Here is a 14,880-nt window from a genome sequence, read left to right on the forward strand (position 1 = left end):
TGCTTTCGTATAGCATTAAAGAACATTCTTCTTCAAGAGAGAGGATCTGAAATAGTTGCCCTAGATCTTTTAAAAGGCGTAAATGGCTTGATATTTCTTAGTTAAGTAGCCCGTAAAAGCCGCTTCACTAAGCGGATTCTTAGAGATGTTAAAGATCAGCTCATCTGGAGAAAACTGCCTTCCATATTGATAGATATGTTTTTCTAGCCACGTGTGTAAAAGAGAAAAATTTCCTTGAGAGAGCTGCTTTGACCACTCCGGATTTGTCTCAAGAAAAGAGTTAAACATTTGAGAGGCATAGAGATTACCAAGCGCGTAGGTGGGAAAATAGCCAAAATACCCAAGAGACCAGTGGATATCTTGAAGCGCGCCTAAGGTATCACTAGGAGGAGAGATGCCTAAGAGCTCTTCCATTTTTTCTCTCCATACGCGGGGGACATCTTTCACAAGGAGAGCTCCAGAAATCAGATCTCTTTCTATTTCAAACCGGAGTATGATGTGTAGGCAGTAAGTTACCTCATCAGCTTCTACCCGGATGAAAGAAGGAGTGACATGGTTAATACCTTGATAAAATGCAGAAAGAGATAGGCCTTGAAGAGGGGGAAGAGCTTCTTGAAGAAGCGGTAGAGCGTACTCCCAAAAGGCATACGATCTTCCTATCCTAGTTTCCCATAAACGGGATTGACTCTCATCAATACTCATTGATGCTTGCTCTCCAAGAGGCGTTCCATAATGAGCTAAAGGAAGCCCTCTAGCATATAGGCCATGCCCTCCTTCATGTAAAACCGAATAGATATTTGAGATAAAATTATTCTTATCAATCCGTGTTGTCATGCGAATATCAGAGGGGTAAAAGCCGCTACAAGAGGGGTGATGCGCGTGATCTAACCGAGAGGCAGCAGGATCAAATCCGATGATAGAAAGGAGCTTTTTTCCCCAGGCAAACTGCAGATCAGGATCGCATTCTCGTTGAAGAAAAGCAGAATCAACTGAAGGGGCTGCTTGAATTTGTTTAAGAAGAGCACAGAGGTTCTCTTTAAGAGCGTTAAATAAAGGGGTGAGCTTTGCAACGGTGCAGCCTGGTTCATACTCTTCTAGTAAAGCGTCATAAGGGTGGTCTTGATAGGAGAGATGTTTGCATTTTTCTTGGCTTAAACGAACGATTTTTTCAAGGTAAGGCTCAAAGAGAGCAAAAGAGTTTTGATTTCTAGCTTCAATCCACACCGAGACCGCATTCAATGTGAGAGTGGTAAACTCACTTATAAAAGAAGAAGGTATTTTCTTCTGATGGAGGTAATCTTTTCGCCACAGGAGAAGAGCTTTTTGCTCCTCAGAAGAGAGAGAGGAGTCTAATACATCACCTGTTGTTAAATTAATCACTTGAGAAAGAAGGCGTTTAAACTGAGGGCTTATTTCACATTGATGAAGCTTAACTGCAATAAGAGCGTTTTGATAGGCTCTAAAAGTTGCTCCCTTTTCTGGCATATAAATCTCTTGGTCCCAGTGTAAAAGGTCAGCCACTGTTTTCCAAGCATGCCGCTCTTTAGAGAGCTCACATAATTTATGATAAGGTGTTTTCTGTTTCAAAGTTTATCACTCCTTCTCGCTTAAAAAGTATTTTTTCCATCCAATCCATGATTCTGACTCCAAGAGGCGTATACAGGAAAAGAGATGTAAAGAAAAGAGCTATCGAGAAACTTCCGACCGCAATATCAGAAAACCAGTGAGCTCCTACAATTAAACGAGGAAGAATACGGAATATAACATAGCCCCAAGCAGCAAGAGAGAGTTTTTTTGTAGCAAAAGCAGAGTAGAGAAGCCCAAAGATCAGTAAAAGCGTTGCGTGATCTCCTGGAAAGCTCACCGTTGTGGAATCTTTTAAAAGCTGCCAAGGAAGTATTTCTGTAATACGGATACAAGGAGTAAGGGTTAAAGAGGGGCTCTCTCTTGGAAAGATGGCATACGATCTAAAAAACAGCTTATTGATAAAGAAAATAATACACGCCCCTAAGACAATAGAGAAAATATAGTGCACAGTTTTTTGAGATCTTAAGTGAGGAGCTGTTTTTTGAATGCTCAGAATAAAAAAGAGGAGAAAAATTCCATCTTCTACAAAGTCCATGTATTTATGATTAACAAGAGCCCAAAAATATTGCAGTAGCCCGTACTTTAAAAAATAGGTGTTTAAGAATCTAAACACTTCTTGATCTAACGCATCCCATAATAGACGAGTTGTAGGCATCAGAAACGAGGCGTATAAGAAGAGGACAATAAAGAGGGAGAGCGTGAACTGTTTACTTTTCATACAACATCTCTTTTCAGGCGGTAAGTAGCCAAAAGTGTGAGGAGCATAAAGGGAAGAAAAAGTGCAATGGAAGGGGGAAGAAGCGCATGATCACTCATAATCGCTAAAGCATCAAGCAGCATATAAAAGGCAAATAACGTAAATAAAGCAAGAGAGTAAAGGGAAAATAGAGACCTATGCCTTGAAAAAATGAGGCAATAAGGAGCTACAAGAGCCACTGCTAAAGGGGAGAGCAAGGGAATCATGAGTTTAAAAGAAAAAAGGGTTTTAATTTTGATTTTTTCATAGGAAGTCACAGTCACATCTTGGATGAGGTGATACAGTTTTGATACGCTTTGATAATCTAGATCCAGTAAATCGTTATGCATCATTGCAGGGTGCCATTTTAACCCATGTAAAATGATGAGAGGGTAAGACTCTTTTTTCTCAAGGACCCCTTCTCTATTACGGACAAGATGATCTGCATAATAGGCAACAGGATTGAGAGGATCTTCATTTAAATATTTGATCTTCCACATTTCATCACTTCCTTTGATCCATAACACATCAAAAAATTGCTGCTTTTGAGGAAGGTAAGATTGATAAATCAGCTTAGATCCTCCTGGAAGAGGAACTGTATGAAGAGATTTGTGCTCAGCTGTGAGAGAAGAAGTGCGGGGTGTGTAGAGCTGAATGGCATCAATCTGTTTTAAAGCAGAAGGGAGAAAATACTCAAAATTGATCCAGAGAAAAGACGAGCAAAGAAGAGCTAAAATAAAAAACGGTTTCAGTAACGCTCTACTTGAGAGACCAGCTAGTTGTAAGACCGTCCACTCATTGCGGCTATTTAAGGATGTGAGGACATGAATCACAGAGAGTAAAAGCGAGAGGGGAACCACAAACTCAGCGCGTTTTAAAAATTGATTAATGTAATAAAGAGCGATGTCTTTAGTTCCAAAGGGACTATTTTTTAAAAAGCTATTAATACGGGTTGCATACTCAATCAAAGAGTAGAGGAGAAAAGAGCAGAGAAGAAAAAAAAGAAACGTTTTAAAGAGTTCTTTAAAAAGATACGTTTTCCACAGCTTCATGTTTCACCTTGAGAAATACGGGTTAAGCTTCTCAGAGAAAAAACAACAAGAAGTGAGAGGGGGATGACATAACAAAGCCATGTGGCAAGAGGCATATTTTTAAGATTTTTTGCAGAGGTAAATGCAGATAAATTAAAAATGACAAGCAAAATAGTCCACATGAGCCCTTTTTGAGAAGGGACTCTACCTACCTGCATGCCAAATGCTGCCCCTAGAAGAGAAAAAGCTACCGGGGTTAGAGCAAGAGCACATCTTCGCACAAGTTCAAGGGTGTAGGGGTTTGTCCAGGGATGATCCTCTTCAAGAGATATTCCAATAAGAAGGGTTTTAAGGGGGAGATATTCCGGTTTATGAGACCACTCTTGATCTTGAAATAGATGCGATAAAGCGTTAGCTTTTGTCGTCATCTTGGCCTCATTTTCAATCACAAGGTGATCAAACCCCTCTACTTTTGAGCTAGGAGCTGAAGAGATAATAGAGATACGCTCACCGATCAATTGATCTTTACTGAGCTGAAGTTTTTTGGCCGTCATCACGCTCAGCCGTTTAGAAGAGGGGTGAGTAAACACAAAGAGAACATCTTTCCCCTCTTTTCCTCCTCGCATCAATCCCACATCCATGTAGGCGTTTGAGAGCTTGGTCTCTGTCATTTTATTCAAAATAGCAAACGGATTACTCGATGTGACATGATAGGTAAGCTGTTTTGACCATAAACGAGATCTTGGTCCAATTTCTCCTACAACAATAAAACTTACAAGAGAGAGAAAAGAGGCTCCAAGTAAAATGGGAGCAAGAAGCTGACGGAGGCTAAATCCACAAGCTCTTAAAGCATGAAGCTCATGATAGTCGCTTAGCTTTTGGAAAAGAAGTGTTGCAGCAATCACAGAGGCAATAGGAATAATCAGAGGGAGAATATAGGGGAGTTGATACAGCCCAAAGAGCGTGATGGACCAAGGATCAGAACTCATCGCTGCAAACTCTGCAATATCTTTAAACCGCATGACAAAGACAGCCGCAATGAAGCTAACTAGGGAGAGGCAAAAAGCTTGGAAGTAATTTTTCAGTAAAAATCGCCATAAAATGGGCATAGAAGGTGATTTTATCGTAATGAAAGGGTATTACGCTATCTTTAAAATGGATTTTTTCCTCATTTAGAGAGGTTAAAGATCTCCGCTTTAAAAGCTGGACTTTTGAGATAGAGGCTCTCTCTTTAAAACAGCCTCTCTCAATTGTGATATCAAGACTTTAAGGAAACTCTTTTGACATAAGAGATGAAATTTTTTAAATCCATGACGCGGTGAGAGTCAAGTTCAAAGGCCCGGATAAAGAGATCTCCTCTTGAAAGAAGGGTTTTCTCATCAAAAAGAGCAATACCTTCTTTATCCCCCATTAAAAGGGCAGCTAAATGATACGCCTCAGCCTTGTATATGCCTAACTGAATAGATCTCATCAAGAGTTGTTTAGAGGATAAAATTACACCATTTAAAAGCTGAATAGTCTCTATCTTTTGATTAAAGAGCTCTTTGCCTAAAAGGAAGTAAGGTAAACTATATTCCGGGTTAATAGCGATAGCTTTTAAATAAAGGGATTCTTTTGATGGATAATTTTTTTCATGAATCATTAAGGGATCTTGAAAGCTTGTTGCAAGAGCTACATAAGCTTCTTCACAGGCAGGTAAATAGTTTAATAACTCCAGTAAAAACTGTTGTTTTTTTGCAAAGTACAGATCTTCATTGATATCCCTATCTTCTAGATCTTTGGATGTATACGGACTGTTTAAAGATTTATGATGCTCTTTAATGGAAGTAGTTATTTTTTTATTTGTAAGGTTTTTATAGCTTTCTAAACACTCTTCAAAAATCAAGAGATATTTGTAACTTAATTTTTTGAAGGTGTCTTGAGAAAGAATGCGAGCTAAGGTGATATAAGATTCCCAATGCTCTTGCCAATTCGTATAAGCATATTTTAAGGCATTAGAGATTAGCTCCTCTTGTTTTAAGTAATCATAAGGATAAAGAGATTCTGCTTGCCTTAAGAAAAAAGCACTATCTTCATGATGACTAACTTTTGCATAACAGGTTCTTTTGTCATAAAGTTGATCATTGAGTAGGACACGTTCCTCAGGATGAAGGGCATCCCCAATTTTTATTAAAAGAGACTGAAGGGGGCTTTTTTGGTAGGCATACACATAAGCCATTAATGGGGTGAATTTCACGCCATCTTGCAATGAGATAGGCTTTATCGAAGAGAGGTAGTGACCCACTTCTTGATCTCCTCTTCGTTTTAAATAAGATGAGGGAAGATAAGAAAGTGCATGGTGATAGATGTCTTTTGTAGAAAGGACCTTATGACTTTTTAATGCGATAGAAGTGCCTTCCTTTAAGAGCACCTCTCTCATCGTTAGGTCTTCAGTTGTAATTTTTGTATTAAGATTATTAAGGATAGATACTGTTTTACGGTGGAGTAAAGAACCCATAGAAAAAAAGGCAGGGGCAAATTGCGCGCTAAAAGCGCGGAATGGGTCTAAATCAATGGCCTTTCTAAAAAGAGATTCCATAAAGGTGTTTTTTGGGTTTGTTCTAAGCTCTTCTATCTTCCCTGAATAAGGTGTGTTATGTTTTATAACCGTGATTAAATCGAAATAGTTTTCTATATTTTGGGGATTCTCCTCAATTTCCTGGATGTAAATTTGTTTTAAAGATTCCTTAGCGTCTTCCACAAAGGGATGGGTTAAATCTTCACCGATTGCTTTTAAAAAGAGTTCTTTTTTTGTAAAAAACTCTCCATTTAAAAATTGGATTTTTTCAGTTTTTTTGAGAAGTTTAGCCAGTAGGCAATAAGCATCTGTATTTTCAGGGTCAAGGTCAAGTACTTTCAAATAAAAATCTCTAACTGTACATGACTTCCCATTTAAGAGCTGTAGGGTTTCATCTTCTCTCAATAGAGTTGCAAGGTAGTAGTAAGCATCTTTACATTGAGGATCGAGGTCAATGACTTTCAGATAAAGGTCAATAGCTGTGTATAGTTCATTATTTAAAAATTGTATAGATTCCTCTTGCTCAAGAAGCGTAGCAAGGTTAAAATACGCATTGCAATATTCAGGATCAAGGTTAATAACCTGAACATATAGCTCTTTACTTGTATACATTTTCCCATTTAAGAGCTCTATGCTTTCATCGTCTTCAAACAGCATTGCAAGGTAATAGTAAGCATTTTTATATTGAGAATCGAGATCAATGGCTTTTAGGCAAAGGTCTATAGCTGTGCATCGTTCATGATTTAAAAGTTGTATTCTTTCTCCTTTTTTAAGAAGAAGCGCAAGGCTATAGTAAGAATCTTTATCTTTTGGATTGAGATCAATCAACTTAATATAAAGAGTTCTCTTTGTATAAATTTCTCCATTTAAGAGCTGTATAGTTTCATTTTTCTCCATAAGAGATGCAAGATTATAGTAAGAATGTTCATCTTTCGAATTGAGGCCAATCGCCTTAATATAAAGAGCTCTCTCTGTATAAATTTCTCCATTTAAGAGCTGTATAGTTTCATTTTCCCCAATAAGATCTGTAAGACACCCGTAAAAATATCCCTGGTTAGGATCGAGATCGATTGCTTTAATATAAAGCGCTCTCTTTGTATAAGTCTCCCCATTTAAAAGCTTGATCATTTCATTATCTTTCAAGCATCTAGCAAGCTTGCTATAGGCATTAGCATCTCTAGGATCTAGATGAATAGCATGAATAGATATGATCATGCATTTTTTATATGCCTCAGATTTACTTCCTAAAAGAGCTCGGTTGGGATCCACATGATTTTGATCTACTCTTAAAATAGCCTCAGCTATTTGTTCTATTTTTAAAGATTGATCTAGCTGAGGCAGGGGCGCCTCTTTTTGATCAGAAGAAAACGCCTCTACTCGAAGCTGTTTAGAGGGCCTTTCATGACTCAGTGTTTCTAAAGAAGAGGATAAATTGTCTTCCTGGTGAGGAGTTATTAGAGCTTGTTGAGATGGAGCTTCTATAGAAGAGTAGGGTCTAATCGTCATGATTTACCGTCCATTGTATTTTCTTAAGGTGAATTAATATTTATTTTGCCGTAGTTTAGAAGTAATACCCATTTTCAGCAATATATGAGGTTCATTTTTTTAAGGTTTAGTTAACACAATGATGATACACTTGAAAGCTTCAAGGATACAATGAAGATATGCATTTAACCCTGGTTCTTTAAGAGAAGTTCATGACACGTTCACTTTCTCAGTTCATTAAAAAATTCTTAAGAGAAAACTTAAAAAGCTCTCAGCCTGTCATTGTGGCCTATTCTGGAGGGGCAGATTCTAAGGCTCTTTTATATCTTCTTAAAGCGTGTATGAAGCATTTTCCCTTAAACCTGCATGTCGTTCATGTGGATCACGGATGGAGGGAGGAGAGTCATCAAGAATTGCTTCTTATTGAAAAAGAAATAAAGGAACTTGGACTTCCCTTTTATGGCTATGTGATCCAAGATCCTCTAAAAAAAGAGCATGCGGCAAGAGAGCATAGGTACGCTTTATTTAAAGAGCTTTTTAGGACTCTTGACGCACAAGCAGTCATACTGGGGCATCATCAAGATGATCAAGTGGAAACCGTGCTTAAGAGGGTGTTAGAAGGCGCTTCTCTTTATAGATGTAGCGGGATGACAGCTATTTCTTTATGGAATGAAATGCCGTTATGGAGACCGCTTCTAACAGTGAGGAAAGATCAGCTAAGAAGCTGGCTACAAAAGCAAGATAAATCTTTTATTGAAGATCAAACAAACCTCAGCCCTCTTTATCTTAGAGGAAGGCTAAGGACAGCACTTTTACCACAGTTAGAATCGGTATTTGGGAAATCCATTAGAGATAACTTATGCCGTTTAGGGAAAAGATCTGATAAATTAAAGCAAGATCTTGCCAAGAGATCTTCTTCTCTTTTTGAAATGATTGAAGAAGAATCAACAATTCGATTATCCTCTCTAAGAGAGCTAGATGAAATTGTGCTAGAATACTTCCTTAAGACATGGACGGAAAAGCACGGTATGCAACTATCTGCAAGTCAGCTAGAGGCATTAGTCCGTATTATTCAAACGAAAAAATCCATAGCTTCTATTAAGACAGGCACAGGCTGCATTACAATTGGTAAAGGAAGGCTTGCATTAAAAAAACTAGATCGTTATCTAGATGGTAAGGGGACATAAGGCTCCTTAAATACGGGATTATTGGTTAGAGATATTCCTAAGGTTCACTTAATTTTAAGAGCGTCAGGTTAAATCACATGAATGATGATAATAAGCAAAAACCCGGTCAAAGAAAAGGCATCTCAGGGGGATTTTTCATCTTCTTGCTTGCAGCTTTTCTTGTTTTTTTTAGTTTGCAGAATTTTTCTAGCGACCAAACGACAAAAGTGGCCTTTAGCCATCAAGTAGAACATCTTGTTGACTTAGATCTCATCCAGCCTGGAGAGAGCCGCAAAATTGCACAAAATGATCATTTGGTTACATTAACAGGAAAATTTAGAGAACGTCTAACGGATGAGGCTAAAGCTAGGGTCAAATATCTTGAGCTTCTTGCTAGGTATAACACTCTCAAAGAAGAAAAAAATACCCTCCAGCACAATTTATCTCATCATCAGGCAGGCGTGCTTGAGTCTGCAGATTGGTTCTTGCATTTAAGTGGAATTCCCATTCCTCCTCACGGCTATTGGGTGATAAGCCCTGTCTATGATACCCCGGGTCAAGAAAATGGGGTTGTTGTTAAAGCGTTATCCAGTAAAGCCATCACATCTCTTCAGCACCTACAAAAAGAGTTTCCCTTAGCTGCAAAAGACCCTGTAGAATATGGTAAGCAACTGCATACAGTTGTTTTAGGATTTAGGGGACAAGCGTTAGGGATTGGAAATGAGCCCCTAAAGCAGCAGCTACGTCAGATTGAGCAACTTCTTCAAACACCTACCGTTTCTTCTCAAGAACTCCTTTCTAACTATGCAACGATTCTCTCTCAACTCCAATCGGTTGTCACAGAGCTTAATACCGAGCATGACAGTGCCCGCCTTGTGCAGCTCCGTTCTGTGAGAAATTATCTTGCGGATTTAGGACAAATTACAAAAATCAACGATGACATTGAAAAAAATCAGGTACAGTTAGATAAAGCAAGACAGGCAGTAACGAGTGTACTTTGGTTCTTTAATAACCAAGAACTTTCCACAAAAGCGTTAGAAAAACAAGATCCTGAACTGTTTTCTCAGTGGTTTACCCAAGTGAAAAAAGAGTGGGAGGCGTTTCCTTTGAATAAAGGAAATAGTTTTAAAGTTCCTGATCAACCCCGTAATTTAGTTTTAGATAAAACCTTTAAAAGTGAAGAGCCTTCTCCTAACTACATTGGTCTTTTCTTTACTCTCCTTCCGTTTCTTCTTTTAGGTGTTCTCTTTTACTTCATCTTCTCAAAACAAATGAAGGGTGTGGGAAATAACGCTATGAATTTTGGAAAATCTCCTGCCAAGCTTTTAAATAAAGACCGCAATAAGGTGATGTTTAAAGACGTAGCAGGGTGCGATGATGCTAAAGAAGAGCTTCAAGAAATTGTAGAGTTTTTAAAAGACCCCGGTAAATTCACCGCTCTAGGAGCTAGAATTCCTAAAGGTGTTCTTTGCATCGGAGCTCCAGGAACAGGAAAAACCCTCATTGCAAAAGCTGTAGCTGGTGAGGCTGATAGACCGTTTTTCTTCATCTCTGGATCTGACTTTGTCGAGATGTTTGTAGGGGTAGGAGCTAGCCGTATCCGGGATATGTTTAATGAAGCGCGTAAACACGCTCCTTGTTTAATTTTCATGGATGAAATTGATGCTGTAGGGCGTCATAGGGGAGCTGGCATTGGAGGCGGACACGATGAGAGAGAGCAAACTCTCAATCAGCTTCTAGTTGAAATGGATGGGTTTGATCCAACAGAGGGGATCATTTTAATTGCAGCTACCAATAGACCAGATGTTTTAGATAAAGCGCTTTTAAGACCTGGCCGTTTTGATAGACGTGTGGTGATTGATCTTCCCGATGTAAAGGGTCGTTTTGAGATTTTAAAAGTGCATGCCCGTAAGATTAAGCTCGATTCTGGGGTTGATCTCATGGATATCGCAAGAGCCACTCCCGGATCTTCAGGAGCCGATTTAGCCAACATTTTAAATGAAGCGGCTCTTCTTGCTGCAAGACGGAATCGAACAGCTGTCACTTCTCAAGAAGCCAGAGAAGCTGTAGATAAGGTGCGTTACGGTAAAGAAAGACGCGGTCTTGAAGTGGATGCTGCAGAGAAGAAAACAACCGCTTATCATGAATCGGGTCATGCCGTTGTTGGACTCATTGTCAAACATGCAGATCCTGTAGATAAAGTGACAATCATTCCAAGAGGACTCTCTTTGGGAGCGACGCACTTCATGCCAAGAAAAAATAGGCTAAGTTATTGGAAGAAAGAGCTCATTGATCAACTTGCTGTTCTCATGGGAGGCCGTGTTGCTGAAGAGGTATTTGTAGGAGACATCTCAAGCGGAGCTCAAATGGATATTACCCAAGCGACTAAGCTAGCAAGAAGCATGGTGTGTGAATGGGGAATGAGTCCTTTAGGAGCAGTTGCTTACGATGAGCGGAATGAAAGCGGCGCTTATCTAGGAACCAATCAAGTGTCTGACCGAAACTACTCAGAAGAGACGGCAAGACAAATTGATGCAGAGGTGAGAAAAATACTCGATCTTGCTCATGTGCAAGCTGTGGATATTATTAGGGAGCATCATGACAAAGTCGAACTTATGACACAGATGCTCATGGAATTTGAAACGCTTGACCGTGAAGATGTTCAAGAGATCATTGAAGGTAAATGGGATGTTGAGAAAAAAAGAGAGAGGCTCAAAGTGTCCGAGGAGCTCTATAAAAAGATGTCTCTTCCAACATCTAAGGAGTCTTCTCGTCCAGCATCAGATAATCCTAAACCTCAGCAAGTGTAACACTTTATCTGATCAGGCTTGATCTATTTGAGTTAAGCCTGATCTTTTTTTAATTGACCTCAAATTCTTTATCATAAAAAATATTTATATATTTAAGTTGCATGAAGCACTCTTATGATCAATCCTTCATGCTTTTAGAATTCTCCTGAGAAAACTCAGGATGTTTTATACCTTTTTAGAGCTATGGATCTTCAAGCTAGGGACTTGATCATTCTCATTGACAACATGAGATCACATTTTATTTTCTGTTTTAAGCTGTTCAATATATATTGAACAGCTTAAAACAGTGAACAGCATGAAAAACACATTTTTACTCAAATCCAACGAATCATTTGTAGAAAAAAACATCTATGCCAATAGATCCTCTATCGTTTTAGAATGGCTACTCAGGGTAGGAATTCACAAAGAGTATTTTTCTTTACGAGAAGTCGCTAGAGAAACAGAAGTGAGCTTCGGACTTGTTTGCCAAGTGTTTAACACGCTTGCACTCCAAGGCTTCTTACAAATAGAGGGGCAAAGAACATCTAAGCGATTTTTGATGAAAAAGGCTGAAGAGTTACTTAGAAGCTGGCTTGAACAATATGACATTTGCAAAAAATGTAAGATGTGGACGTATAGATCAGGATTTGGGAGCCGGGAAGAGTTATTACAGGCGCTTAAAACATCTAGTCTTCAATCCCAAACTGTTTTGGCGCTTCATTCTGCAGCAGAGGCACATGGATACAAACATACGCATTTAAATACGCTTGAGTTATATCTTAAGGACTTAAGTGTAAAAGAAGAGCTTGAAAAAGTGCTTAAATTAGTGCCTCAAGAAAGAGGCTATGAGGTTTTACTCATTCAGCCGTATTATAAGAGCCTTCTTAACATGCAATCTTCTCTAGCCCTGATCCCTTCTTCTATTTTACTCACATTCTTGGATTTATACCATTTTCCTTTAAGAGGAATTGAGCAAGCTGAATGGATGGCAGAGCGTAATCTTGAACTTAGACACATTTACCAGAAGAAATAGAAATGCATCCACATGCATTAAAAATCTATAACGATCTTTATGGCATGTAAGCTACAAGGGTGAATAGAAATCATTGATATAAGAGATGATCTAAATGACAAAGAAGTTATCAGCTTAAGTTATATGAACAGACTCTTTTAAAGTTGTTAAAAGATATGCCTCATGAGGCAAATGGTTGATAGTAAAGTCTAAGTAAGAGGCTAGAAAAGAAAAGCTAGCGCTCACTCTGATGAAGAGTTTGCGCTAGCTTCTATAGAATTAAAACAAGTTTATACGCCAGTTGCCTGAGGTGCTTGAGAAGGAGCAATCAGTACTTTACGGCTGAGTTTAATTTGCCCTCTGTCATTGACATCAAGCACTTTCACTTCAACAGTATCGCCAACTTTACACACTTCACTTAAGTGGTTAATACGTCTATGATCGTATTCAGAGATGTGAAGAAGTCCTTCTTTTTCAAAGATCTTCACAAACGCTCCAAACGCTACGATTGAAACGATTTGACCTTGATACACCTTCCCAATCTCTACTTCAGAAATAAGGTTAATGATCATCGATTTAGCTTTTGCAATCGCTTGCGGGCTTACAGCTGAAATGCTGACAACCCCTTCATCATCGATATTAATGCTAGCCCCTGACTCTTCAATGATCGCTTTGATCTGTTTTCCACCAGGGCCAATGATGATCCCAATTTTGCTGGGTTTCACTTGCATTGACTCAATACGAGGAGCGTATTGTGAGAGCTCTTGGTTAGGCTTTGCACAGACAGATAACATTTCTCCTAGAATATGTGTTCTTCCTACTTTTGCTTGCATAAGAGCTGTTTTCATAATTTCTAAGGTGATGCCCTCTACTTTGATATCTAGCTGAAACGCTGTGATCCCTTCATGATCACCAGCAACTTTAAAGTCCATATCCCCAAGAGCATCTTCATCTCCTAAGATATCAGAGAGAATAGCAAACTGATCTTTTTCTAAAATTAGGCCCATGGCAATTCCAGCGACTGGTTTTTTAATCGGTACGCCTGCATCCATTAAAGAGAGGCATCCACCGCAAACAGAGGCCATGGAAGATGATCCATTGGATTCTAAGATGTTAGACTCAAGCCTAATCACATACGGAAATTGCTCTTGAGAAGGAAGAACTGCTGAAAGGGATCTTTCTGCAAGTTTGCCGTGGCCAACTTCTCTTCGTCCTGGAGCGCCCATTCTTCCCACTTCTCCAACAGAGCAAGGAGGGAAGGAGTATTGAAGGTAAAACTTATGGCTTTTTTCGCCTTCTAGAGTTTCATAACGCTGCGCTGATTGCTCATTTCCTAAGGTACAAACAGCAAGCGCTTGCGTCTCTCCTCTTGTGAAAAGAGCGCTTCCATGTGTTCTTGGAAGAAGACCTGTTTCCACAGAAATCTGCCGGATCTGATCACACGCTCTTCCATCCACACGGATCTTACTCTCTAAGATCATTTTACGCATGATTTGAGAAGAGAGCTTTTTAAAGGCCATTTTCACAAGCACTTTAGATTCAGGCGCTGCTTCATCTTTGCATAATGTGTCAAATACACGGGATTGAATGGTGTCAAGCGCTGCAGATCTTAACTGCTTTTCTTTAATACGAAGAGCTGACTCAAGATCACTTTGGCAAAGAGCGATCATTTTTATCATCAGCTCTTGAGAGGGAGCTCTTAGTTCTGGTTGAATTTTGGCTTTACCAATAGCTACTTGCCAATCTGTTAATCCTTTACAGATTTTCTGAATTGCTGCATGCCCAAGAGATACCGCTTCAAGAATTTGCTCTTCTGTTAGAAAATCGCAATACCCTTCAATCATTAAGATCGCATCTTCTGTTCCAGCAAGAATGAGATCTAGCTGAGATTTTTGCATCTCTTCAAACGTTGGATTGATGATGAATTGATCTTGGAGCATTCCCACACGGACAGCAGCCACAGGTTTTGGAAGAGGGATATCTGAAATCACAAGAGAGGCTGATGCTGCGCAAATAGCTAGGGGATCAGGCACATGGACACCGTCATAAGAAAGAACGTAGACAAGGAGTTGGAGTTCATTGACATACCCTTCGTCAAACATTGGTCTAATGGGACGGTCAATCAATCTAGAAATTAAAACCTCACGCTCTGTGGGTTTTCCTTCTCTTTTAATAAATCCGCCAAGGGTTTTTCCTGCAGAAGAGAATTTTTCGATGTAATCCACTCTTAAAGGAAAAAAGTCGGTTTCAGCTGAAGGAACATTGCCTCTACACGCTGTTGCTAAAAGAATGGTGTCGCCACATCTGATAGTTACAGAACCGTGAGAGAGCTTTGCGAGTTTACCTGTTTCAAAGATGATATCTTTGCCGGCAATAGAAATAGTGAATGAATGGGTGTTCATGAATCCTCTAAAGATAAATGCATTAATAAAGAGAAAGAAGAGTCTTGAGAGAGGAGTTCTTTTTGACGGAAGGCTCTTTTACAAACAAAGAATCTTTCGACAAAAAGAATTTCCT

9 protein-coding genes are annotated in these 14,880 nt (G+C 39.2%); 3 read left to right on the forward strand and 6 right to left on the reverse strand.

Annotation, left to right across the window (positions count from 1 at the left end; genetic code table 11):
• Positions 1-69: 69 nt before the first annotated feature.
• The 5 genes from ACI7T6_RS01670 to ACI7T6_RS01690 all read right to left on the reverse strand — a co-directional run bounded on the left by ACI7T6_RS01670 (position 70) and on the right by ACI7T6_RS01690 (position 7,417).
• The gene (locus ACI7T6_RS01670; protein WP_404665861.1) at positions 70-1,587 is read right to left on the reverse strand and encodes a carboxypeptidase M32; all 1,518 of its coding nucleotides are present in this window, start codon (positions 1,585-1,587) and stop codon (positions 70-72) included.
• A complete protein-coding gene (locus ACI7T6_RS01675; RefSeq protein ID WP_404665862.1) occupies positions 1,562-2,305 on the reverse strand; it encodes a hypothetical protein in 744 nt (247 codons plus the stop codon). The genes ACI7T6_RS01670 and ACI7T6_RS01675 overlap by 26 nt, the downstream gene beginning before the upstream one ends.
• Positions 2,302-3,375: an LptF/LptG family permease gene (locus ACI7T6_RS01680; RefSeq protein ID WP_404665863.1), complete on the reverse strand. Its 1,074-nt coding sequence runs from the start codon at positions 3,373-3,375 to the stop codon at positions 2,302-2,304. The genes ACI7T6_RS01675 and ACI7T6_RS01680 overlap by 4 nt, the downstream gene beginning before the upstream one ends.
• A complete protein-coding gene (locus ACI7T6_RS01685; RefSeq protein WP_404665864.1) occupies positions 3,372-4,463 on the reverse strand; it encodes an LptF/LptG family permease in 1,092 nt (363 codons plus the stop codon). Before ACI7T6_RS01685 ends, ACI7T6_RS01680 begins: the two co-directional genes overlap by 4 nt.
• 149 nt (positions 4,464-4,612) lie before the next feature.
• On the reverse strand, positions 4,613-7,417 hold the full coding sequence (locus ACI7T6_RS01690; protein ID WP_404665865.1) for a tetratricopeptide repeat protein: 2,805 nt from the start codon (positions 7,415-7,417) through the stop codon (positions 4,613-4,615).
• Between the two features lie 191 nt (positions 7,418-7,608).
• Here ACI7T6_RS01690 and tilS point away from each other — a divergent pair, with 191 nt between their 5' ends.
• From tilS to ACI7T6_RS01705, 3 genes are all read left to right on the forward strand, one after another.
• Positions 7,609-8,583 (forward strand): tRNA lysidine(34) synthetase TilS, encoded by a 975-nt coding sequence (gene tilS, locus ACI7T6_RS01695; RefSeq protein WP_404665866.1) that lies wholly within the window; start codon positions 7,609-7,611, stop codon positions 8,581-8,583.
• Between the two features lie 77 nt (positions 8,584-8,660).
• Positions 8,661-11,372 carry an ATP-dependent zinc metalloprotease FtsH gene (gene ftsH, locus ACI7T6_RS01700; RefSeq protein WP_404665867.1) on the forward strand — a complete coding sequence of 904 codons (2,712 nt, stop codon included), beginning with the start codon at positions 8,661-8,663 and terminating at the stop codon, positions 11,370-11,372.
• A 295-nt stretch (positions 11,373-11,667) separates the two neighbouring features.
• Positions 11,668-12,384, forward strand: a complete 717-nt coding sequence (locus tag ACI7T6_RS01705; RefSeq protein WP_404665868.1) for a type IV toxin-antitoxin system AbiEi family antitoxin — start codon at positions 11,668-11,670, stop codon at positions 12,382-12,384.
• A 269-nt stretch (positions 12,385-12,653) separates the two neighbouring features.
• On the opposite strand, the gene pnp is transcribed toward ACI7T6_RS01705, so the two are convergent.
• A complete protein-coding gene (pnp, locus tag ACI7T6_RS01710) occupies positions 12,654-14,765 on the reverse strand; it encodes a polyribonucleotide nucleotidyltransferase (protein ID WP_404665869.1) in 2,112 nt (703 codons plus the stop codon).
• Positions 14,766-14,880: the final 115 nt, after the last annotated feature.

The sequence above is a fragment of the Rhabdochlamydiaceae symbiont of Dictyostelium giganteum genome, from assembly GCF_964291045.1.
Lineage (GTDB): Bacteria > Chlamydiota > Chlamydiia > Chlamydiales > Rhabdochlamydiaceae > PALSA-1444.